Consider the following 20,584-nt stretch of genomic DNA (forward strand, 5'->3'; position numbering starts at 1 on the left):
AATAATTTACCGATAGAGGGTTTATGCAACCAGTCATTATATGGTTTCGCCGCGACTTGCGTCTTGCCGATCAGGCGGCGGTGCGGGCGGCAGTTGATAGCGGTGCGCCCATTATCGCTGTTTATGTTCTGGATGATGAAACCCCAAAACATCGCAAAATGGGCGGCGCTTCGCGATGGTGGCTGCATCATAGTTTGCAATCTCTCGGCAAAGCCTTGGAGGCGCGTGGATCAAAGCTGATTTTGCGGCGCGGAAATAGTGCCAATATCATTGCTGATATTGCGCATAAGGCTGGTGCTTCTGCGGTCCATGCACTTCATCATTATGAACCATGGTGGCTGAATGCACAAAAGGCGCTGCGCAAAGCCATGTCCGATGATATTGCTCTGGAACTACACCATGGCAATTATCTCGTGCCTCCGGGCAGTGTCACAACGGGCAGCGGGAACCCCTATAAAGTATATACCCCTTTTTGGCGCGCACTGAATCAGCATATGCCGCCACCTCAACCCTTATCCACCCCGCAATCATTTGTAGCGCCGGACGATTGGCCGGTCAGCGATGATTTGGATGAGTGGGCGTTATTGCCCAGCAAACCAAATTGGGCGAAGGGCTTTGCGGAGATGTGGACGCCAGGTGAGCAGGGCGCTGCCAACAGCTTATCGAATTTTGCGCCTAAGGCAGACGCTTATGATGAAAAACGCAACCTGCCCAGTGTTGCTGATACATCCTTTCTTTCCCCGCATTTGCATTTTGGTGAGATCAGTCCGGCCACAATCTGGCACAAGATTATGGAATGTTCGCAAAATGGCGGCGGTGACGTTGAAACCTATTTGAAGGAAATCGTCTGGCGCGATTATGCGCAAAATCTGGTCTTCCAATTCCCGCAATATGGCCGTGACAATGGGCGTTCGCAATTTGATAATCTGCCATGGCGTGAGATGGATGACGAAAGAGTATCCGCTGAATTTACTGCATGGACCAAAGGCCGCACAGGCTATCCTATTGTCGATGCCGGTATGCGTGAGCTTTGGACAACGGGATGGATGCATAACCGTGTGCGGATGATAACGGCCAGCTTTCTGACCAAGCATTTACTGATCGACTGGCGCCATGGAGAGCAATGGTTTTGGGATACCTTAGTAGATGCGGACTATGCCAGCAATGCCAGCAATTGGCAGTGGGTCGCAGGAACAGGCATGGATGCCAATATGTTTGTGCGGATCATGGCCCCGCTAACCCAATCAGAGAAATTTGATGCAGGAAATTATATCCGCAAATGGGTGCCAGAACTTGCTGATCTGTATGACCCATATGTCCATGATCCAGATGAGTTTGGCCGCAGGCCCAAAGGCTATCCGCGCAAGATGATCCCGCACAAAGTGGCGCGGCAACGTGCCCTTGATGCACACGATACTATCAAAAAGAGCTAGGCTCAGAAGCTAATTCTGTGGGCATGTGCGTTTGACGATTGCAACGCTTTAATAGTCGAGCCATAAGCAAATAATGAATGCCGGACAGGGACATCGTGGCCAGCAATTTTTGCAAGCCGATAAGGGCTTTGCAACGGGGCAGGGCATATTATCCAATCTGGCCGGATCGTACCCGAAGAAATTAATGCAGCGTGTCTTTACGCGCTATCTTGATCAGATAGATGCTGGGCTGGAGTCCGGTCGTATTGAGGGGCATTTGCCTAATGGCGAGATTTGCATCTTGGGCGGCAGAAGCGACGGACCGGTCGCTATTGTCTATTTGAACCAGTGGCGCGCTTTGTTGCGGGTTGCGCGATCTGGCTCGGTTGGTCTTTATAAAGCATGGGAGCTAGGCGAGTGGGCCAGCCCTGATCCTGTGCAATTATTTACGCTTTTTGTCGCCAATCGCAAAGCAATGGGCAGCATGGCAAGAGCCTCTGGAACGGCGCGGATGCTTAATCGTATAGGACATTTCTTCCGCCGCAATACCGGCCAAAAAGCCCGTGAGAATATCGCTTTCCACTATGATTTGGGCAATGATTTTTACGCTGCTTGGCTCGATAAGAGCATGACCTATTCTTCAGCGATGTTTGATAATGCCAGCGACACTTTGGCCAGCGACACTTTGGAAAGTGCGCAACAAACCAAGATGCAGGCCATTGCGGATCGGTTGAACGTTAAGCGGGATGATAAAGTGCTGGAAATCGGCTTTGGCTGGGGGGGCATGTCGCGCCATGTTGCTAAGGCGAGGGGAGTACATGTCACGGGCATTACCTTATCGTCACAACAGCTTGAATACGCTCAGATACAAGCAAATTTTAGCGGCTTGTCCAACAAGCTGGATTATCAGCTGATCGACTATCGCGATATTGAAGGCCAGTTTGACGCGATTATGAGCGTGGAAATGGTTGAAGCTGTAGGACAGGAATATTGGGGCGTCTATTTGGACAGAATTGCCAACTTACTGAAACCCAGTGGCAGGGCCGCAATCCAATATATTGCTATTGCTGATGATATCTTTGAGAAATATGCCAGCAATGTTGATTTTATCCAGACCTATATTTTCCCGGGCGGCATGCTGCTTTCTGAGAGCCAGTTTCGTGCCTTGGCGGAGCAGCGTGGTCTTGAGTGGTGCGAGCCAGTACATTTTGGTCAGGACTATGCGCAAACGTTGTTGATGTGGAGGAAAAGATTTGACGATGCGGCTGAAAATGGGCGACTACCTGACGGCTTTGACACACATTTTGCGCGGCTTTGGCGCTTTTATCTGATGTATTGCGAAGGTGGCTTCAGAGGCGGAGGCATTTATGTAGGCCAAGTCACGCTGGTGAAATCAGGGGAATGTGCCTAACATGCAAAATAGATATAAATATATGGGGATGAGAGATGCGAATTTTGACGGCGATAGCAGCATCGGCATTGATGCTGGGTGTTACTGGTTGCGACTTTGTGAAAAAGACAGCTGCGGATGCTGCTGGTTTGCCAACGGATAATAACGTGCTGTTCTGGACTCAAGACCAACGCGATAACGCTTTTCGTCAGATGGAAATTCTGGCGGAAACACGGACCATCTCTGCCGGCGAACAAACCTATGACTTAGCGCAAGGCGAAGCTATCGAACTGGGCGAATGGCAGGGTGAGGGTGATCGCAGCTGGAATCTAACCAAATATATGTTGGATCAACGCGCGGCGGGCGTGATTGTTTTGCACAAGGGCAAGATACGGTTGGAAAAATATGAATTGGACTATGCTGCCGATGGCAGGTGGACCAGCTTTTCTGTAGCCAAATCCTTTGTTTCCAGCCTTGTTGGCGCTGCTTTGCAAGATGGCTATATTAAGTCGCTTAATGATCCGCTGACACAATATATCCCTGAGCTAAAAGGCAGCGGATATGACGGCGTTACCGTTGAACAATTGCTCACTATGACATCAGGTGTGAAATGGAATGAGGATTATGCCGACCCGGAATCAGACGTTGCCAAGTTCAATCTGGTAAAGTCCAAAGATGGTGATAACCCAATCCTGACCTATATGGCGACTTTGGAGCGTGAGGCAGAGCCGGGCACACGCTGGCAATATAATACAGGTGAAACCAATTTAATCGGCGTATTGGTGGCCAAGGCGACAGATAAAACCTTGGCCGACTATCTGTCAGAAAAAATCTGGGTTCCTTATGGCATGCAAATGGATGCTGAATGGCTGCTAAATGACGGTGGTTATGAGATTGGCGGCTGCTGTATCTCAGCTGCATTGCGCGATTATGCGCTTTTGGGTCAATTTGTAGTTGATGGCGGCAAAGCTGGGGGTAAACAAATTGTGCCTGAAGGCTGGTTTGAAAAGGCTGGCGTGAAGCAGGCCGATATTGGATTGCCGGGCAAGGGCTATGGCTATCAATGGTGGACTTATGATGATGGCAGTTTCGCTGCGCAGGGTATTTTTGGGCAAGGTATATTTATCGACCCTGCTCGCGAACTGGTTGTAGCGTCAAATGGTAATTGGCCTGAAGCGACCAATGATCGCCTCAAAACAGCGCGCGATAATTTCTATAAAGCGGTGCAGGCAGCAGTTGATGCAGAAGGTGTGCGTCAACCTAATGCTGATAATAGTGATTCAGCGGGTTAATTAATGGGCCGGGTAACTCTGGCCCGTAAATATTGGCATTAGCCAATTTGAAAGCGGCTATTTGTTGCAAAGCCGCTAATGGCCAGTTCGGTTATCTTATCCGCAACGACATCCGGTGTTTTCAGTGTCATCGGGTCTCCTCCCGGGTAAGCCTCAGCGCGCATATCTGTGCGCGTTTTGCCCGGATCGATAATGGCTGTGGTTATCTTGCTGATATTGCGCATTTCTTCGCCATAGCTCGCTACCAATGTTTCCAGTGCAGCTTTGGATGCGCCATAGCCGCCCCAAAATGCGCGCGGTTTTGTGCCGACTGAGCTCGTCATAGCAAAGACTTTTCCAGCATCACTTTTGCGCAGCATCGGGTCGAAGGCGGCAATAAGGGCATGTTGCGCCAGGATGTTGATCGTCAAAATCTCACTAAAGTCTTTACCCGCCATATTCGCAATCGGACCCAAATTGCCCAAAATAGCGGCATTCAGGACGAGCATATCAAGTGCTGGCCATCGTTCACCAAATGCTGCGGCCAATCGCGCAACGGAATCGCCATCGGCTATATCTAAAGGTGCAATAGTTGCTGATCCGCCAGCATCAAAAATAGCATCCTCGACTTTTTCCAATTCGTCGGCATTGCGCGCAACCAGCAAAATATGTGCACCCTGTGCAGCAAGGGACTTGGCAATAGCAGCACCAATACCTTTGCTTGCCCCGGTTACCAGTGCAACCTTGTCCGCCAATGGCAATGCGTCATCGCTCATTCTACATTCGCCTTTTCTATACGCTCTGCAAGCAGGGCAAACTGATCTGGATCATCCCGCTCTTCCAGATCAGTCAGACGTGTAGGGTAGCAGCCAGTAAAACAGGCATCGCAATATTGTGGCTGTTCTTCATCGCGGCTTGCCACGCCAAGAGCCCGATAAAGCCCTTCAATGGAAAGAAAAGACAGGCTATCCGCCTGAATATATTCGCGCATTTGCTCAATGGAGCGCTGTGCCGCCAGCAATTTTTCTCGTGCAGGTGTATCAACACCATAAAAACAACTGTGCATGGTGGGCGGACTGGCGATGCGCATATGCACTTCGGCCGCGCCAGCATCGCGCATCATCTCAACAATTTTGGAGCTGGTTGTGCCACGAACAATCGAGTCATCGATAAGCACAATGCGCTTGCCATCGACGAGGTGACGATTGGCATTATGTTTCAGCTTCACGCCTAAGTGGCGAACACCGTCACCGGGTTGAATGAATGTTCGGCCAACATAATGAGAGCGAATAATACCAAGTTCGAAAGGCAGATTGGCCGCTTGCGCATATCCTATAGCTGCTGGCGTGCCGCTGTCAGGGACGGGAATAACCAAATCTGCATCGACGGCATTTTCTGCGGCGAGTTCTGCTCCAATGGCTTTGCGTACAGAATAGACAGAAGACCCATCCACGATGGAATCGGGGCGAGAGAAATAAACATGCTCAAAGATGCAGGGACGGGGTTGTTGCTTTACAAAGGGATGATGCGAACGCAGTTCACCGCCGCTTACGACAACCAGTTCTCCAGGCTCCACACTGCGCAAATATTCTGCACCAACCACATCCAATGCGACTGTCTCAGAGGCAAATATATAAGCATCACCCAATTTGCCGATGATGAGCGGGCGGATGCCCAAAGGATCACGACATGCAATCATTCCCTGTTTGGTCATGCAAATCAGCGAATATGCGCCTTCAACTTTTTTCAGCGCATCAATAAATCTATCTAATAATGTGCGATATTGTGAAGTCGCGACCAAATGGATAATGGTCTCTGTGTCTGATGTAGATTGAAAGATTGACCCATCGCGAACCAAGTCTCTGCGCAGTTTTTCTGCATTTGAGATATTGCCATTATGCGCGATAGAAAAGCCGCCTGTTGAAAGCTCAGCATATAATGGCTGCACATTGCGAAGGGCTGTTTCGCCTGATGTAGAATAGCGGACATGGCCCAAAGCATAAACGCCTTTCAAACGGTCCATAATCTCGCCACTGTCAAAATTCCCAGCGACATGCCCCATGGCTCTATGACTGTGAAAGTCGCCATCATCAAAGCTGGTAATGCCTGCGGCTTCTTGCCCGCGATGTTGCAAGGCGTGGAGGCCAAGAGCGACCAGGGCGGCGGCATCTTCACCGTTTGCAACGCCAAAAACGCCGCATTCCTCTCTCAACTTATCATCGTCGAACGGATGTGTGGTCAGCATTGCGGCGAATCCCTATGTCGTTTCACCGCCTTATAAGAAGAAGGAAATGAATTGTCTCGTATCCTTTGCGGCATTTTATCATTTGCAGCAAAACTTTGTGCAAACATCGCTATTGGATTGCCAGTTGCGCCATAACAGCTTAAAAAAACTTATGGATAAATTGCGTGAAACCGGCCTGAATTTTGACCCTAAATTTGACAGTAATGGCTTATTGGCTGCTGTTGTCACGGATGCTGAATCTGGCGATGTTCTGATGCTCGCTTATATGAATGATGAAGCGATAAGAATGACACTAGATACAGGAAAGGCGCATTTTTTTTCCCGCTCGCGCCAGAAACTATGGCTTAAGGGTGAGACATCTGGGAATTTTCTCAATGTACAGGATATGCGGATTGATTGTGATCAAGATGCTTTGTGGGTGATTGCAAAGCCAGCTGGGCCAACATGCCATACTGGTGCAAATTCCTGTTTCTATCGGCAAGTGACCGCCTCTGGCTTGCAAAGTTTATGACAAGAACGGGCTATATTATATTGAAGGTATTTGCCTGCATTTCACTGACCGGCTGTGATGGCGTATCGCTCGCGCCAGCAAGTGATGATGCTTCGAATAGTGAATTGGAGCGCGCGGCAATTGATTCAGGGATTATTGCAGACCCGGCCAATCTTGATCTGGCCGGCCTTTATGAAGCGGGAAGCGAGCTAGATAATGATCGGTTTTGCGCGGTCCGTGGCGAGGATAATTATAAGGTCGGCCTTATGGTCTATTATGGCAGCGATCAAATGTGCGCTGGGCAGGGGCAGGCAGTGCTGGATGGGGAAAGTGTCGTGATCACCATAGCAGCGCAAGATGATGATGAAGAGGCCTGCGAAATTACAGCAATATTTGATGGTGAACAGATTGTTTTCCCGGGCAGTATTTCCAACAACTGTGCGCGGCTTTGTTCACAAAGAGCATCGATGGCAGGCGTCTCTATTCCTTTGGTTGAGAGTGGATCAAAATCTGCTGCTCGTGCAAAAGATGCCGAGGCAAACCGAATGTGCTCGTCAGAATAGTCGCTGCAAAATCAACTTGACGTTTACGTTAAGGTAATGCATAACAAGTCTATGCCAAATTCGGATCATGCAACGCTCGAAACACCTGATGTCTATAATCGGGAGCATTATTCAATCTCCGATCTTTCTGATGAGTTCGGCGTTACGGCGCGCGCGCTTCGCTTTTATGAAGATGAAGGCCTGATCTTCCCGCAACGCAATGGTATGACCAGAGTTTATGGGAAACGTGATCGTGCCCGGCTTGCTTGGATAATGCGGGCGAAAAATGTCGGCTTTAGTCTTGCCGAAATTCGCGAGATGATTGACCTGTATGATCTGGGTGATGATCGGGCAGAGCAGCGCAGAGTCACCATCGCCAAATGCGAAGATCGCATCGCGCTTTTGGATAAGCAAAAAAAAGACATTGAAAGCTCAATTAACGAGCTACGCTCATTTGTGGATATGGTGAAACAAGTAGAGCTAGAGACAAAAACGTAAAATAACATTTGCGGTTCGATCAATTAAAGACAATCCTATTTCGGTAACAACCGACCTGACAGCAGAAGGAAGTTCATATGCCACAATATTCAGCGCCAGTGCGCGATTCACAATTCATTCTCAATGAGGTTTTGGGCCTTGAGAAATTTTCTAATCTCCCCGGGTTCGAAAATGCCAGTTCCGATATGGTTGAAGCGGTTTTGACCGAGGGCGGAAAATTTGTTGAGCAGGTCTTATTCCCCATCAACCAAAGCGGTGATCAGCAAGGCTGTACCCGCCATGAAGATGGCAGCGTCACGACACCGGACGGTTTTAAAGACGCCTATGACCAATTTTGTAAAGGTGGCTGGGGTACGTTGACAGCTCCGGAAGAATTTGGCGGGCAGGAATTGCCGCATGTCGTGGGCTTTGCTTTTGAAGAATTTATTACATCGTCCAACATGGCATTTGGCATGTATCCCGGCCTGACGGGCGGCGCCGTTGCTGCGATTTTGGCGAAAGGCAGCCAAGAGCAGAAAGAGAAATATGCGCCCAATATGATCTCCGGCAAATGGGGCGGCACGATGAACCTGACCGAGCCACATTGCGGCACGGATTTGGGCCTTATCCGCACCAAGGCAGAGCCTCAATTGGATGGCAGCCATAAGATTAGTGGCACGAAAATCTTCATCTCCTCTGGTGAGCATGATTTGACCGAAAACATCATTCACTTGGTGCTTGCAAAAACACCTGATGCGCCGGATAGCGTGAAGGGTATTTCCTTGTTCATCGTGCCCAAATTCATGGTCAATGAAGACGGTTCTCTGGGTGAGCGTAATGCTGTGTCCTGTGGTTCTATTGAGCATAAAATGGGCATTCACGGCAATTCAACCTGCGTCATGAATTATGATGGAGCGACCGGCTATATGGTGGGTGAGGAAAATAAAGGCCTTGCTGCAATGTTCATCATGATGAACGCAGCGCGTCTGGGCGTTGGTCTGCAAGGGTTGGGCGTTGGCGAAGTGGCCTATCAAAATGCAGTGCAATATGCCGCTGACCGCCGTCAGGGGCGCGCATTGGATGGCGCGAAAGACGCTGATGAAAAAGCCGATACCTTATTTGTCCACCCCGATGTGCGCCGCATGCTGATGGAAGCAAAGTCCATTAATGAAGGTTTGCGAGCGCTGATTTTGTGGGGCGCGTTGCAGGTTGATCTGACTCACAAGGCGCAGACCGATGAAGACCGTGAAATGGCGGATGATTTGATCAGCCTTTTGACACCTGTGATCAAAGGCTATGGTACCGATAAGGGCTATGAGATTGCCACTAATATGCAGCAGGTTTATGGCGGCCACGGCTATATTGCTGAATGGGGCATGGAACAATATGTGCGCGATGCACGCATTGCGATGATCTATGAAGGCACAAACGGCGTGCAAGCCATGGATTTGGTTGGCCGTAAGCTGGCGCAAAATGGTGGACGTGCTGTGCAAGCACTGTTCAAAATCGTTGATGAAGAATGCGCAGAAGCGAAATCAGATGATGCGCTGGCCGATTTTGCCACTCGTCTTGAAAAAGCCAATGGTGAATTGAAAGCAGCGACCATGTGGTTCATGCAAAACGGGATGCAAAACCCCAACCATGTTGGTGCGGGTGCGCATAGCTATATGCATATCATGGGCATTGTTTCACTTGGTCTGATGTGGCTGCGCATGAGCAGGGCCGCGCGTCAAGGCTTGGCTGACGGTACTGGCAATGCGAAATTTTATGAAACAAAACTGGCGACAGCGCGCTATTTTGCTGAACGTATCATGCCCGATGCTGGTGCATTGCGCCGCAAGATTGAGGCGGGTGGTGATGCCATCATGGCGCTTGACCCAGAAATGTTCCAAGCCGCTTAATCATAAGTGATCGAAACAAAAAGGCGCGAAGGTATATACCCCTCGCGCCTTTTTTGTTGGTTATGTCTTTATATCTGAGTTGAAGAGCTGCTGAAAATCTAACCCATCATCTAAAGGGTGATTAGGATTGCATCGCTGCCATCGGCCTCAAATTTAACCGTACTGCTCTTACTTTTTTGCAGCAATTTGCTTTTTCCAGTTAGTATCTGCTGATATTGTTTGGCACTGAAATCCCCTTTATAGGGTCCAAAAAAGGTTATTCTACCGATCTCATACATGGCAAAGCTGCGCTGTTTAGGATTGGCCGCATCGACAGACGATATAAAGGCTTTTCCGGTGTCGCCAAAGGGTGCGATTATGCGGCTGCCTTCTTTATCTTCGCTGCGATAAACATAATAGGTCAGTCCATCAATCGTGTAACTGTCAGCGATACACCATTGGGAATAGGGAGTGGCTATTGGTGATTTGTCATGTGTATTCTCATCTATTTGCAAGGCCCCTGCAAGAAGGTTCCCCAAAACACCTAAGTCACCCAAGCCAGATAAAGTTCTGTCTGGGCGTCCGTCTCTGGTAAGTTTTGCTTTACCTTCCAGCCTGATTGCGCACTGGACAGGCTGATCTAATGATAATGTTGCGACTGCTTCACTATTAGCAACCTTGGTGCCGGCAACAATTGTGCCCAATATCTTTTCAACCTCTGCGCTTTCTGACTGTGGGCCAGTCACGCGATATTTGACAATCCAATCACCCACTTTTGCAAAAGCTGCTGCTGTTGCTAATTTGCTATCTGTGAAGGGATGGAAAAGCGTGATTGCTCCTTTCTCATTCCCGCCGAAAGAGGCAAGTTTCAGAGCTTTCCCTCTATTTTGCAAACCGAAACGCGAATCAATTGCTACCCCGGTAAGAACTGCATTCATCTCTGCGTCGGCAAGGCTTGGCCGGTAGATATAGATGCTGGTATAAATGCCCTCATTCTCGTGAGTATATTGCAGAATATTGTCCATACCATCGGTGCCGCTCTTGGCCTCTTGGCTGGAATCATATTGAACAATACCAAAATCCGTTGGCAAAGTGACGCCGGAATGATGTACAGAAAGTCCATCGCCATCTGCATACCATCCTGTCAGAATTGGTTCTTTTTCTTCGGCTTTCTCGTCTGCTCCATCTGTTTCTTGCGCGTGAACAATATATGGAGTGAAGCCCAAAAATGCTGCGACGCTCATCACTAATATAAACTTGTTCATCTGCAATATCTCCCCATGAATTGCAGCAAGGTTAGTCAATTGTGCATGGCTATACAAGCAGGGCAACGACCACAGCTTGTAACAATAGTAGCAATATCAATGCGCCGTCGTACTCACGCAGTTTATGCAGCCAAGAAGTTTCCAACTTGGCTGCGCCTGTTTGGTTTTACTCTGGCAAGAAGTCCGGCACAGACAAATAGCGTTCGCCTGTGTCATAATTAAATCCAAGAACCTTCGCACCAGATGGTAAGTCGCTCAACTTTTGGGCAATTGCTGCCAAAGTCGCGCCTGATGAAATGCCGACCAACATGCCTTCTTCACTTGCGGCACGCCGCGCCATGGCTTTGGCATCAGCAGGGTCTACCTGAATGGCGCCATCGATGCTTTGCGTGTGCAAATTGCCGGGGATGAACCCTGCGCCGATACCTTGAATTGGATGTGGCCCGGGCTGACCGCCGCTGATCACGGGAGAGAGTGTGGGTTCAACTGCATAGACTTTCAGGTCTTTCCAATGCTGCTTCAATACCTCCGCGACACCAGTAATGTGGCCGCCTGTACCAACACCGGTTATGATCGCATCCAATGGATTATCCTGAAAATCAGCCAGAATTTCCTGCGCAGTAGTGCGGACATGAACATCCACATTGGCCGGATTTTCAAATTGTTGCGGCATCCATGCGCCGGGTGTTTGATCGATCAATTCTTGAGCGCGTTCAATTGCGCCTTTCATACCTTTTTCTTTCGGCGTCAGGTCAAAACTTGCACCATAAGCCAGCATAAGGCGCCGCCGTTCTATTGACATGGATTCTGGCATGACCAGCACGAGCTTATAGCCCTTAACCGCCGCAACCATGGCCAAGCCAACACCAGTATTGCCTGATGTCGGTTCGATGATGGTGCCACCGGGTTGCAGAGCGCCGGATTGTTCTGCCGCTTCGATCATCGCCAGTGCGATGCGGTCCTTGATGGAACCGCCGGGATTTGATCGCTCTGACTTAATCCAGACATGCGCATCGCCAAAAAGCCGCTGCATTTTGATATGCGGTGTATTTCCAATAGTTTGGAGGATGTTATCGGCAATCATGGCAATGTCCTTTTCCTAAAATCATTATTTCGCATCGGGTGCGGTCTTGTCATTCTCTATATTGCTATGCTTGGGCTCAGCTTTCAAGAGATGATCAGGCTGATCAAAAGTCTTAGCCGCGGCCAATTGCGGGAAAAGCCGCGACCAAAAGGCTGTGACCGCTATTGCTCCGGCCCCGCCGCCGACTATCGCTGCGACAGGCCCGATAATGAATGCGAGGCTGCCCGTGAATGCGTCACCTAGTTCGTTAGAGGCGCTGATGGTCATTTGGCTGACCGCATTAACCCGGCCGCGCTTTTCATCAGGCGTATGCAATTGGATCAATGAAGATCGCACGAAAACGCCAAACATATCTGCTGCTCCGCATGCTGCCAAACATATGATCGATAGCGGCAGCCAAGTGCTGAGGCCAAAGCCGATAGTCCCGATGCCAAAGATCATCATGGATGCCAGCATAACGAGACCAACATTTTTCTTCAGTGGATAGATGGATAGCAATGCACCAGTGAGCACTGCGCCAATGGCTGGGGCAGGGGCCAGTAAGGAAAGAGCCAACTCATCGGAACCCAATATATCACGCGCAAAAACAGGGATCATTGCTTGTGCGCCGGCAAGAAACATCACCATCAAATCAAGCGTGATGGCTCCTAGGACGAGTTTGTTGGTGCCAACATAAGCAAGGCCGTCGACCAATTGCTTGAGTGGGCCATGCGTCCGGTTCATCATGCTGCGCGGGACTGGCGAGATAAGAAACATTGCCAATGTTGCGACGCCAAACAGAGCGACACATATAAAATAGGGGAAAGAGGGTGATATTGCATAGAGCGGGCCAGCCATAGCAGGGCCAGCAATAACACCGACCTGCCACGCGATTGTCGACAAAGCTATGGCGCGCGGCAATGAGTCTGCTGGTACCAGATTGGGCGCAAGGGAGGTCATAGCCGGACCCAGAAATGCGCGTGCTATGCCCAATAATGCGGAGACTGCATAAATAGAGATGATTGAAATAGCATCAAAATAGGTCATCAACGCCAGAATGAGCGCGACCAATGCCTGGCCGCTTAAAACGATACGGGCTATCCACCGCCTATCAGCGCGGTCAGCCACCCAGCCCACAATCGGGGTGAGAACAAAAAGCGGAAGAAATTGTACAAGCCCGATAATGCCAAGGACAAAGGCGGCCTGTTCAATGCTGGAGCCGGAATCACGCGCGAGATTATATGCCTGCCACCCCACGATAAGCATCATCGCATTAAGTGAGAACATTGCGAACAGCCGTGCCGTCCAGAAATAGCGGTAATTGGCTATTGCAAATGGATGTACTGATGACGGGGTAGAATTAGGGGCAGAATCATGTGTGTCACTCATGCGCTCTGTTAGGATTATGTGAGGCAAACCGCAATTGCCGCAATCACAACCGTGCAATCGCTACAGGAAAAGACTTGCCCCTTGCCTTGCTGCGATGGGCAGGTCACAATGCCCTATCAATAATCATAATGGGCATTCTCATGATCAAAAAATCTCTTTTATTGGCGGCTGTTGCCAGTGTTAGCCTGACCGTCTCTGGCTGTAAGAAAGTAGATTCAGATACCGATATTGCAGCAGAAGATTTGAGCGAATGGGGCAGGTTCGCGCAAGACTATATTGATGGATATTTGCCGCTCAACCCTGTCTTCGCAGTTGGCTCTGGCAAGCATGAATATGACGGCCAATTGCCGGATTGGAGCGAAAAAGGCATTGCTGCCCGCATTGCTTATTTGAAAGAGAAGAAAGCCGCAGCACTTGCCTTTGATGCGGCCGATATGTCCAAAGCAGACGCATTTGAGCGTGATTATCTTGTTTCGACCATTGATGGTGAGTTGTTCTGGTCAGAAACATCTGAAGCGTTGTACACCAACCCTGCTGTGTATCGCGGCGCATTAAGCCCGGCGACCTATGTTACTGTTCCCTATGCGGATGAGGAAACGCGGTTCAAAGCCTATATTACATATCTGGGCAATATTCCGGCAGCGGCCGAACAAATCCGCGCCAATTTGCGCACGCCTATGCCAGAGACATTTGTCAATTTGGGCATAGGGTCTTTTCAAGGCTATGCTGATTATTATCGCGGCGATGCGATTAAGGAATTTGGCGGCATTACAGACAAAGACCTGTTGGCGCAGCATGATGCAGCGGTTGAGAAAGCCGCAGCCGCTATGGAAGGCTTGGCCAATTGGTTACGCAGCGAAAAGCCTAATGCAACTCAGAATTATGCTTTGGGTGCAGAGAAATTCGCTGCCATGTTGAAGGCCACTGAAGGCGTTGACATTTCACTCACCGAACTGAAAGCCATTGGTGTTGCGGATATGCGTCGTAATCAGAAAGCTTTGCGTGAAGCCTGTGCAGCCTATGCACCGGAAACGGATATTACTGGCTGTATAACCAAAGCCAATCAGGATAAGCCGGAAGGCGGTGCGGTGCAGGGCGCGCGCAATCAATTGGCGGACCTTAAAACCTTTGTTGCCGATAATGATATTGTCACTATTCCCAGCGATGAAGAAGCCAAGGTGGAAGAAGCGCCGCCCTATCGGCGCAGCAATTTGGCCTATATCAATATTCCAGGGGCTTATGAAAAAGGTCTGCCATCGGTATATTATATTTCGCCGCCAGACCCGTCATGGGATGCTGCCAAGCAACAGGCTTATATTCCTGGCAAAGCTGACCTGCTCTATATTTCTGTCCATGAAGTTTGGCCGGGGCATTTCCTGAACTTTCTGCATGCGCAAAAGGCAAAGTCTTTGTTTGGAAGGCTTTTTGTCGGCTATGCCTTTGCTGAAGGATGGGCGCACTATACCGAAGAAATGATGTGGGATGCTGGCCTTGGTGAAGGCGATCCGGGCAACCATATCGGGCAATTGACCAATGCGCTGCTGCGCAATGTGCGCTATCTGTCGGCTATTGGGTTGCATACGGAAGGCATGACGGTCGAGCAGTCGCGCCAGATGTTTATCACGGATGGTTTTCAGTCAGAAGGCAGCGCCGAGCAACAGGCTGCGCGCGGCACTTATGACCCCGCCTATCTCAACTACACAATGGGTAAGCTGATGATCCAGAAGCTGCGTGAAGATTGGACTGGCGGAGATCGTTCCAAGTGGAAGGCTTTTCATGACGAGTTTCTGTCATATGGTGGCCCGCCCATTCCGGTGGTACGTGCAGCTATGATGAAGGAAGACACGCCAAAATCTGTCTTTTGAGAAATAGAAATGTTGGCCTGAGGGGCAGGAATATTATCGAGTTAGCTTAGCTTGCCTTGATAATAACTTCTGTGCCCAATTGCGCGATTGCGAAGAGTTTGGCTGCAAATTCATCGGGCACACCAACACAACCATGGGTTGCATATCCATATTCGACACTACTGCCATGAATGGCGATACCGTCATTTGTAAGGCGCATCATATAGGGCATCGGCACAAAATAGAGGTTGGAGATATGGTCTTTATTCTTTTGCGTGATGGTAAATTTGCCAGTCGGTGTTGGCTTTTCATCCGCGCCATAGAGAATGACCGAAGTGCCGATTTCATAACCGCCACGATAGACAGATAATGTCTGGGCATCGAGATTAACGGACACAAGCAGTTTCCCGTCTTTCGGTGCGCCTTCTTCGTCCCAGACCCAATCGCCATGTTGAAATTCGCCCTCAATTTCAAAAATGCGCTTAATCTCATAACCGTCAATTGAGGCTGTGGCCGCACTTTCAGGTCGCGCAACGTCGCCATTAGGGCTGGCATCGGCTATTCTGTTATCTGCAGAAGCAAGCTCGACAGCGTCAACATCAACGGCTGATGCCGCAATAGCTTCGTCAATGTCAGCCAGATCATATTGCAGTTCAGGCCCAGATTGCGCGGACGCTGCGGTGTCCTGATCAGTGGCTCCGCTAGGCGCCAATATGGCAAAGGCGGGCACTATGATGGCTGCACAAATGATAGCACCCCATGCCCCGCGGCGGATCATTTGCGAAGTGGTTGGAGTGTTTTTTGTTGCCATAATATCTAAGTCTTTGCCTTGGAACAGTTTTGGTAAGCACTAAGTGCATTTATTTCATTATTTTAAATATCACTTCCCAACATTTTTGCCAAGCCGCATAAGAGCAGTGTTTCACGCCGGTACGGTATAGATTGCAAAACTTACTGTTCAATGAGCCCGTTTCCTGACATTTGGATGGCAGCATCGGTTTTTTGTAAACTCTTGCGCATGCTATCACGGACTATCAAAGCCAAGGACCATCCTATTCTATGTCTGATTTTCTGCTTCTTGCTTTCATTCTGCTCACTGCGTCGATTGTTGCGGTTCCCATTGCATCGCGCTTTGGCCTCGGTTCGGTATTGGGCTATTTGATTGCAGGAATAGCTATCGGTCCCTTATTGGCCTGGCTATCGGTCGATGTCGTTTCGATCCAGCATTTCGCTGAATTTGGCGTGGTAATGATGCTGTTTCTGGTGGGGTTGGAGTTGAACCCGCAATTGCTCTGGAAGATGCGGGCAAAACTGCTCGGGCTTGGCGGTGCGCAAGTTTTACTGACTATCATAATTATTACGGGCATTGCCTTGTTGCTGGGGCTGCAATGGCGATATGCATTAGCAATTGGTTTTATTTTGACATTGTCGTCCACAGCAATTGTTCTTCAAACGCTCAACGAAAAAGGTTTGATGAAGAGCGATGGCGGTGAATGCAGTTTCTCTGTTCTGTTATTTCAGGACATCGCTGTTATCCCTATTCTGGCTTTTCTGCCCTTATTAGCGGCACCAGAATTGACCAATTTTATTCATCCTGATTTGGCATTTTTGGCCGGAGCAGCCGTAGAAAGTGATACTGGCTCTATAAGCATGGTTGAAAATATGGAGGGCTGGCAGACTGGTCTGATCACTATTGGCGCAATTGCAGCGATTATTTTCGGCGGCAATTATCTCTCTGGACCACTTTTCCATTTTGTTTCAACTGCAAGGTTGCGTGAACTGTTCACCGCCACGGCGCTAGTAGTGGTTATTGGTATTGCTCTGCTGATGACTTTGGTTGGTTTATCACCTGCTTTAGGGGCGTTTCTGGCCGGTGTTGTATTGGCTAATAGTGAATATCGGCATGAACTAGAAGCTGATATCGCCCCATTTCGTGGAATGCTGCTGGGACTGTTCTTCATAACCGTCGGGGCAGGTATAAATTTCTCATTATTGGCCTCTGACTTCACAACCATAATAGCGCTGACGCTTGGCCTGATCATGGTAAAGTCATTTTTGCTTTACATATTGGGGGGCATTTCCGGGTTGAAAGGCTGTGCGCGCTGGCTGTTCGCTTTGGGACTTGCTCAGGCCGGTGAATTTGGCTTTGTCTTACTGTCCTTCAGCACGGCCAATAATGTCTTGCCCCAAGGTATAGCTGACCAACTGCTTTTGGTCGTCACACTGTCCATGTTGCTAACGCCGCTCATGTTCATTTTTTATGATAAGGTGATAGCGCCATATTATTCGCGCGGGCAAACAATTGACGATGATGTTATTGAAGAAGATGCGCAGATCATTATCGCTGGTCGAGGGCGCGTTGGCGGCATAGTTGATCGTATGCTTGGTGCTTTGGGGCATCGTGCAACTGTTATCGATTATAGCTCCCGCCAATTAGATATCCTGCGTACCTTTGGCATGGATCATACATATTTTGGAGATGCCACGCGACCTGATCTGCTGATGTCGGCAGGTATTGATAATGCAAAACTGTTGATTGTCGCCATTGATGGGCGCGACCAGATTAACGCCATGGTGGAATATGTCGTGCGCAATTTCCCTAATGTGCATGTGGTCGCACGGGCCGTTGATCGCGACCATGTTTATGAATTATGGGCGCGCGGCTGCCGTGATATTATCCGCGAAACCTATGACAGTTCTTTGCGCATGGGGCGTTCGGCTTTCGAGGCTTTGGGCATTAGCCGTGATAAAGCTGACCGACTAAAGGACATCTTCAAAAATGTAGATGGCGAATTGATGGTGCACGCCGCTGATGCGTATAAACTTGATATCCCTGCTTGGGAAAATGAGGATTTGGTCGATCTGATCAAGCAGCAGCGTCCCGATTGGGAACGCAAAATGTCTATCAAAATGCAAGCCATACTTGATGAGAATGAGGATAATAAACCTGACTAGAGAGTAGGTGAAATAACGGTTTCTCAACCCAGGCTTACAAAACTGTCCAACACGCGTTTGCGTCCTGATGTTTCAAAATCGATTTCCAATTTATTGCCTTCTTTTTCAGCGACGAGGCCATAACCAAATTTCTGGTGAAATATACGGGCGCCTATAACGATATCATCTCGGCCTTTATTGCCCAGACTAACTGCGCTTTGGCGGCTCTCACCAAGGCGTCTTGGACGTGTATCAAAACTGCCGCTTTGGGCTGCTCTTTTCCACCCCGGGCCGCGATGCGCCGCACGTTCAGGATCATTTGCCAAATGTGCAAATGGGTCTTCGCGTTCGGAGAAATTGGCTTGCCAAAGACTCGCTCCGCCGCTCAGGCTAGACTCTTCCTCAATAGTTTCAGGGGGTAATTCACCAATAAAGCGTGATGGGATAGCACTGGTCCATTGGCCATAAATACGCCGGTTTGCAGCATGCAAAATGGTGCAGCGTTTGCGCGCCCGTGTGATAGCGACATAGCCCAATCGGCGTTCCTCTTCCAATGAGCGGGTGCCACCTTCATCAAGAGCGCGTTGCGAGGGGAAAACCCCTTCTTCCCAACCAACCAGAAATGTATTGTGAAATTCCAAACCTTTGGCAGCATGGATGGTCATGATGGTCACTTTGTCATCATCAGGGCTGGCATCATTGTCCATAACCAGACTGACATGTTCCAGAAAGTCACCCAGGTTTTCATATTCTTCCATGGCGCGTGACAGTTCGGAAAGGTTTTCCAAGCGACCGGACGCTTCAACGCTCCGCTCTGCTTGCAGCATTGCCGTATAGCCGCAATCATCCAAAATCAGCCGCACAAGATCAGCCGGACAAAGTTGGCGTGCCTGTTCTCGCCAATGCGCAACATATTTCATCAGGTTGCCCAAAGCACTACGCGCCCGTGCAGGAAGCTCATCACTGTCCAAAATATCAAATGCTGCTTGTGAAAGTGATGAACCGCTTGCCCTTGCAAGACGGTGCACTTTCTCAACCGATTTGTCGCCAAGGCCACGTTTCGGAGTGTTGACAATCCGTTCAAAGGCCAGATCATCAGCAGGTTGGTTGACGACACGCAGATAGGCTAGAGCATCACGTATCTCGGCACGTTCATAGAAGCGGAAGCCGCCAACAATGCGATAGGGCATGCCAATGGCGATAAACCTATCTTCAAACTCACGTGTTTGGAATTGCGCACGCACCAAAATCGCGCAATCATTTAACGGCTCACCAGAGCGCTGGAGACTTTCCAGTTCGTCGCCTACACGGCGGGCTTCCTCTGGACCGTCCCATACACCAAGTATTTTGACTTTTTCGCCCTCATCAATTTCGGTCCAGAGGGTCTTTCCTAACCGGTCGCTATTGCTGGCAATGAGGCCCGAAGCCGCGGCTAAGATTTGCGGTGTTGAACGATAATTCTGCTCTAACCGTATGACCTTTGCTTGTGGAAAGTCTTTCTCAAACCGCAAGATATTGGCGACTTCTGCGCCGCGCCAGCTGTAAATACTCTGGTCATCATCACCCACACAGCAGATATTTTTGCGCTTCTGTGCCAGCAAGCGAAGCCAGAGATATTGCGCGGCATTTGTGTCCTGATACTCATCGACCAGAATGTAACGAAAACGTTCTTGATATTGCTGCAGAACATCGGGGTGGGTTTTGAGCAAAGTCAGTGCATGCAGGAGCAGATCACCAAAGTCACAGGCATTCAGCGCTTTTAGACGGTCCTGATAAAGCTGATATATTTCCTGCCCACGGCCTTGCGCATAGAGTTCATTATCCGCTGCGCTCAGTTCCGATGGGTTAAGCGCACGGTTCTTCCAACCATCGATAAAGCCAGCCAATTGCCGCGCAGGAAAACGTTTATCATCAATTTCACTTGCCTGAATAAGTTGTTTGAGCAGACGCAGCTGATCGTCTGTATCGATGATAGTGAAGTTGCTCTGTAGGCCCATAAGCTCGGCATGGCGGCGCAAAATCTTGGCACCGATAGAATGAAAGGTGCCAAGCCATGGCATACCTTCAACGGCCTCACCGACATGCCGTCCCACACGTTCGCGCATTTCGCGAGCGGCCTTATTGGTGAAGGTAACGGCCAAAATTTCAGAGGGCCAGGCCTTACGGGTGTATAATATATGTGCGAGCCGGGCCGTTAGCGCCGCTGTTTTGCCTGTGCCGGCACCTGCAAGCATCAAAACTGGGCCATCTATTGTGAGAACGGCATCACGTTGAGGCGCGTTGAGCATCGCCATATAAGGCGGCACATTATCATCTGGAGTGTCCAGTTGGTCAAAAACCTCCATGTCGGAATTAGGATCATGCATGGTTGAACATTTATGG

16 protein-coding genes are annotated in these 20,584 nt (G+C 49.5%); 9 read left to right on the top strand and 7 right to left on the bottom strand.

What is annotated here, in order from left to right; translation table 11 throughout:
* Positions 1–23 precede the first annotated feature (23 nt).
* The 3 genes from ACR9YC_RS06060 to ACR9YC_RS06070 all read left to right on the top strand — a co-directional run bounded on the left by ACR9YC_RS06060 (position 24) and on the right by ACR9YC_RS06070 (position 4,094).
* Complete coding sequence (locus ACR9YC_RS06060; protein WP_438731237.1) at positions 24–1,433, top strand: cryptochrome/photolyase family protein; 1,410 nt, start codon at positions 24–26, stop codon at positions 1,431–1,433.
* A 73-nt stretch (positions 1,434–1,506) separates the two neighbouring features.
* The gene (locus ACR9YC_RS06065; protein WP_438731240.1) at positions 1,507–2,823 is read left to right on the top strand and encodes a class I SAM-dependent methyltransferase; all 1,317 of its coding nucleotides are present in this window, start codon (positions 1,507–1,509) and stop codon (positions 2,821–2,823) included.
* 35 nt (positions 2,824–2,858) lie between these two features.
* Positions 2,859–4,094: a serine hydrolase domain-containing protein gene (locus tag ACR9YC_RS06070; protein WP_438731242.1), complete on the top strand. Its 1,236-nt coding sequence runs from the start codon at positions 2,859–2,861 to the stop codon at positions 4,092–4,094.
* Between the two features lie 38 nt (positions 4,095–4,132).
* Here the strand turns inward: ACR9YC_RS06070 and ACR9YC_RS06075 are convergent, their stop codons facing one another.
* Together ACR9YC_RS06075 and purF are read right to left on the bottom strand one after the other, a co-directional pair.
* Entirely contained in the window at positions 4,133–4,849 is a 717-nt protein-coding gene (locus ACR9YC_RS06075) for an SDR family NAD(P)-dependent oxidoreductase (RefSeq protein ID WP_438731245.1), read from the bottom strand.
* Positions 4,846–6,318 carry an amidophosphoribosyltransferase gene (gene purF, locus ACR9YC_RS06080; RefSeq protein ID WP_438731248.1) on the bottom strand — a complete coding sequence of 491 codons (1,473 nt, stop codon included), beginning with the start codon at positions 6,316–6,318 and terminating at the stop codon, positions 4,846–4,848. Before purF ends, ACR9YC_RS06075 begins: the two co-directional genes overlap by 4 nt.
* Before the next feature lie 151 nt (positions 6,319–6,469).
* On the opposite strand from purF, the gene hisI reads away from it, so the two are divergent.
* The 4 genes from hisI (at position 6,470) to ACR9YC_RS06100 (ending at position 9,728) form a co-directional block, all read left to right on the top strand.
* On the top strand, positions 6,470–6,829 hold the full coding sequence (gene hisI / locus ACR9YC_RS06085) for a phosphoribosyl-AMP cyclohydrolase (protein WP_438731641.1): 360 nt from the start codon (positions 6,470–6,472) through the stop codon (positions 6,827–6,829).
* Positions 6,826–7,371, top strand: a complete 546-nt coding sequence (locus ACR9YC_RS06090) for a hypothetical protein (RefSeq protein WP_438731250.1) — start codon at positions 6,826–6,828, stop codon at positions 7,369–7,371. The genes hisI and ACR9YC_RS06090 overlap by 4 nt, the downstream gene beginning before the upstream one ends.
* Before the next feature lie 51 nt (positions 7,372–7,422).
* Positions 7,423–7,848: a MerR family transcriptional regulator gene (locus ACR9YC_RS06095; RefSeq protein ID WP_438731253.1), complete on the top strand. Its 426-nt coding sequence runs from the start codon at positions 7,423–7,425 to the stop codon at positions 7,846–7,848.
* Positions 7,849–7,925: 77 nt separating this feature from the next.
* Entirely contained in the window at positions 7,926–9,728 is a 1,803-nt protein-coding gene (locus ACR9YC_RS06100; protein WP_438731256.1) for an acyl-CoA dehydrogenase C-terminal domain-containing protein, read from the top strand.
* Positions 9,729–9,838: 110 nt separating this feature from the next.
* Here the strand turns inward: ACR9YC_RS06100 and ACR9YC_RS06105 are convergent, their stop codons facing one another.
* The 3 genes from ACR9YC_RS06105 to ACR9YC_RS06115 form a co-directional block, all read right to left on the bottom strand.
* Complete coding sequence (locus ACR9YC_RS06105; RefSeq protein ID WP_438731259.1) at positions 9,839–10,972, bottom strand: hypothetical protein; 1,134 nt, start codon at positions 10,970–10,972, stop codon at positions 9,839–9,841.
* A gap of 166 nt (positions 10,973–11,138) precedes the next feature.
* The gene (gene cysK / locus ACR9YC_RS06110) at positions 11,139–12,056 is read right to left on the bottom strand and encodes a cysteine synthase A (protein WP_438731261.1); all 918 of its coding nucleotides are present in this window, start codon (positions 12,054–12,056) and stop codon (positions 11,139–11,141) included.
* Positions 12,057–12,080: 24 nt separating this feature from the next.
* Entirely contained in the window at positions 12,081–13,424 is a 1,344-nt protein-coding gene (locus tag ACR9YC_RS06115; RefSeq protein ID WP_438731264.1) for an MFS transporter, read from the bottom strand.
* A gap of 140 nt (positions 13,425–13,564) precedes the next feature.
* On the opposite strand from ACR9YC_RS06115, the gene ACR9YC_RS06120 reads away from it, so the two are divergent.
* On the top strand, positions 13,565–15,289 hold the full coding sequence (locus ACR9YC_RS06120) for a DUF885 domain-containing protein (protein WP_438731267.1): 1,725 nt from the start codon (positions 13,565–13,567) through the stop codon (positions 15,287–15,289).
* Between the two features lie 46 nt (positions 15,290–15,335).
* Here ACR9YC_RS06120 and ACR9YC_RS06125 read toward each other — a convergent pair whose 3' ends face one another.
* On the bottom strand, positions 15,336–16,079 hold the full coding sequence (locus ACR9YC_RS06125) for a L,D-transpeptidase family protein (RefSeq protein WP_438731269.1): 744 nt from the start codon (positions 16,077–16,079) through the stop codon (positions 15,336–15,338).
* 248 nt (positions 16,080–16,327) lie between these two features.
* On the opposite strand from ACR9YC_RS06125, the gene ACR9YC_RS06130 reads away from it, so the two are divergent.
* Entirely contained in the window at positions 16,328–18,223 is a 1,896-nt protein-coding gene (locus tag ACR9YC_RS06130) for a monovalent cation:proton antiporter-2 (CPA2) family protein (RefSeq protein ID WP_438731272.1), read from the top strand.
* A 23-nt stretch (positions 18,224–18,246) separates the two neighbouring features.
* Here ACR9YC_RS06130 and ACR9YC_RS06135 read toward each other — a convergent pair whose 3' ends face one another.
* Positions 18,247–20,547, bottom strand: a complete 2,301-nt coding sequence (locus ACR9YC_RS06135; RefSeq protein WP_438731644.1) for an ATP-dependent helicase — start codon at positions 20,545–20,547, stop codon at positions 18,247–18,249.
* Positions 20,548–20,584 lie beyond the last annotated feature (37 nt).

The organism is Parasphingorhabdus sp. DH2-15, assembly GCF_051668705.1.
GTDB lineage: Bacteria > Pseudomonadota > Alphaproteobacteria > Sphingomonadales > Sphingomonadaceae > Alterisphingorhabdus.

Excerpts from the sequence above, each read along its gene's own strand:
- ACR9YC_RS06060 (WP_438731237.1), top strand. The coding sequence starts at position 24 with ATGCAACCAGTCATTATATGGTTTCGCCGCGACTTGCGTCTTGCCGAT.
- ACR9YC_RS06065 (WP_438731240.1), top strand. The coding sequence starts at position 1,507 with ATGAATGCCGGACAGGGACATCGTGGCCAGCAATTTTTGCAAGCCGAT.
- ACR9YC_RS06070 (WP_438731242.1), top strand. The coding sequence starts at position 2,859 with ATGCGAATTTTGACGGCGATAGCAGCATCGGCATTGATGCTGGGTGTT.
- ACR9YC_RS06075 (WP_438731245.1), bottom strand. The coding sequence starts at position 4,849 with ATGAGCGATGACGCATTGCCATTGGCGGACAAGGTTGCACTGGTAACC.
- purF (WP_438731248.1), bottom strand. The coding sequence starts at position 6,318 with ATGCTGACCACACATCCGTTCGACGATGATAAGTTGAGAGAGGAATGC.
- hisI (WP_438731641.1), top strand. The coding sequence starts at position 6,470 with ATGGATAAATTGCGTGAAACCGGCCTGAATTTTGACCCTAAATTTGAC.
- ACR9YC_RS06090 (WP_438731250.1), top strand. The coding sequence starts at position 6,826 with ATGACAAGAACGGGCTATATTATATTGAAGGTATTTGCCTGCATTTCA.
- ACR9YC_RS06095 (WP_438731253.1), top strand. The coding sequence starts at position 7,423 with ATGCCAAATTCGGATCATGCAACGCTCGAAACACCTGATGTCTATAAT.
- ACR9YC_RS06100 (WP_438731256.1), top strand. The coding sequence starts at position 7,926 with ATGCCACAATATTCAGCGCCAGTGCGCGATTCACAATTCATTCTCAAT.
- ACR9YC_RS06105 (WP_438731259.1), bottom strand. The coding sequence starts at position 10,972 with ATGAACAAGTTTATATTAGTGATGAGCGTCGCAGCATTTTTGGGCTTC.
- cysK (WP_438731261.1), bottom strand. The coding sequence starts at position 12,056 with ATGATTGCCGATAACATCCTCCAAACTATTGGAAATACACCGCATATC.
- ACR9YC_RS06115 (WP_438731264.1), bottom strand. The coding sequence starts at position 13,424 with ATGAGTGACACACATGATTCTGCCCCTAATTCTACCCCGTCATCAGTA.
- ACR9YC_RS06120 (WP_438731267.1), top strand. The coding sequence starts at position 13,565 with ATGATCAAAAAATCTCTTTTATTGGCGGCTGTTGCCAGTGTTAGCCTG.
- ACR9YC_RS06125 (WP_438731269.1), bottom strand. The coding sequence starts at position 16,079 with ATGGCAACAAAAAACACTCCAACCACTTCGCAAATGATCCGCCGCGGG.
- ACR9YC_RS06130 (WP_438731272.1), top strand. The coding sequence starts at position 16,328 with ATGTCTGATTTTCTGCTTCTTGCTTTCATTCTGCTCACTGCGTCGATT.
- ACR9YC_RS06135 (WP_438731644.1), bottom strand. The coding sequence starts at position 20,547 with ATGGAGGTTTTTGACCAACTGGACACTCCAGATGATAATGTGCCGCCT.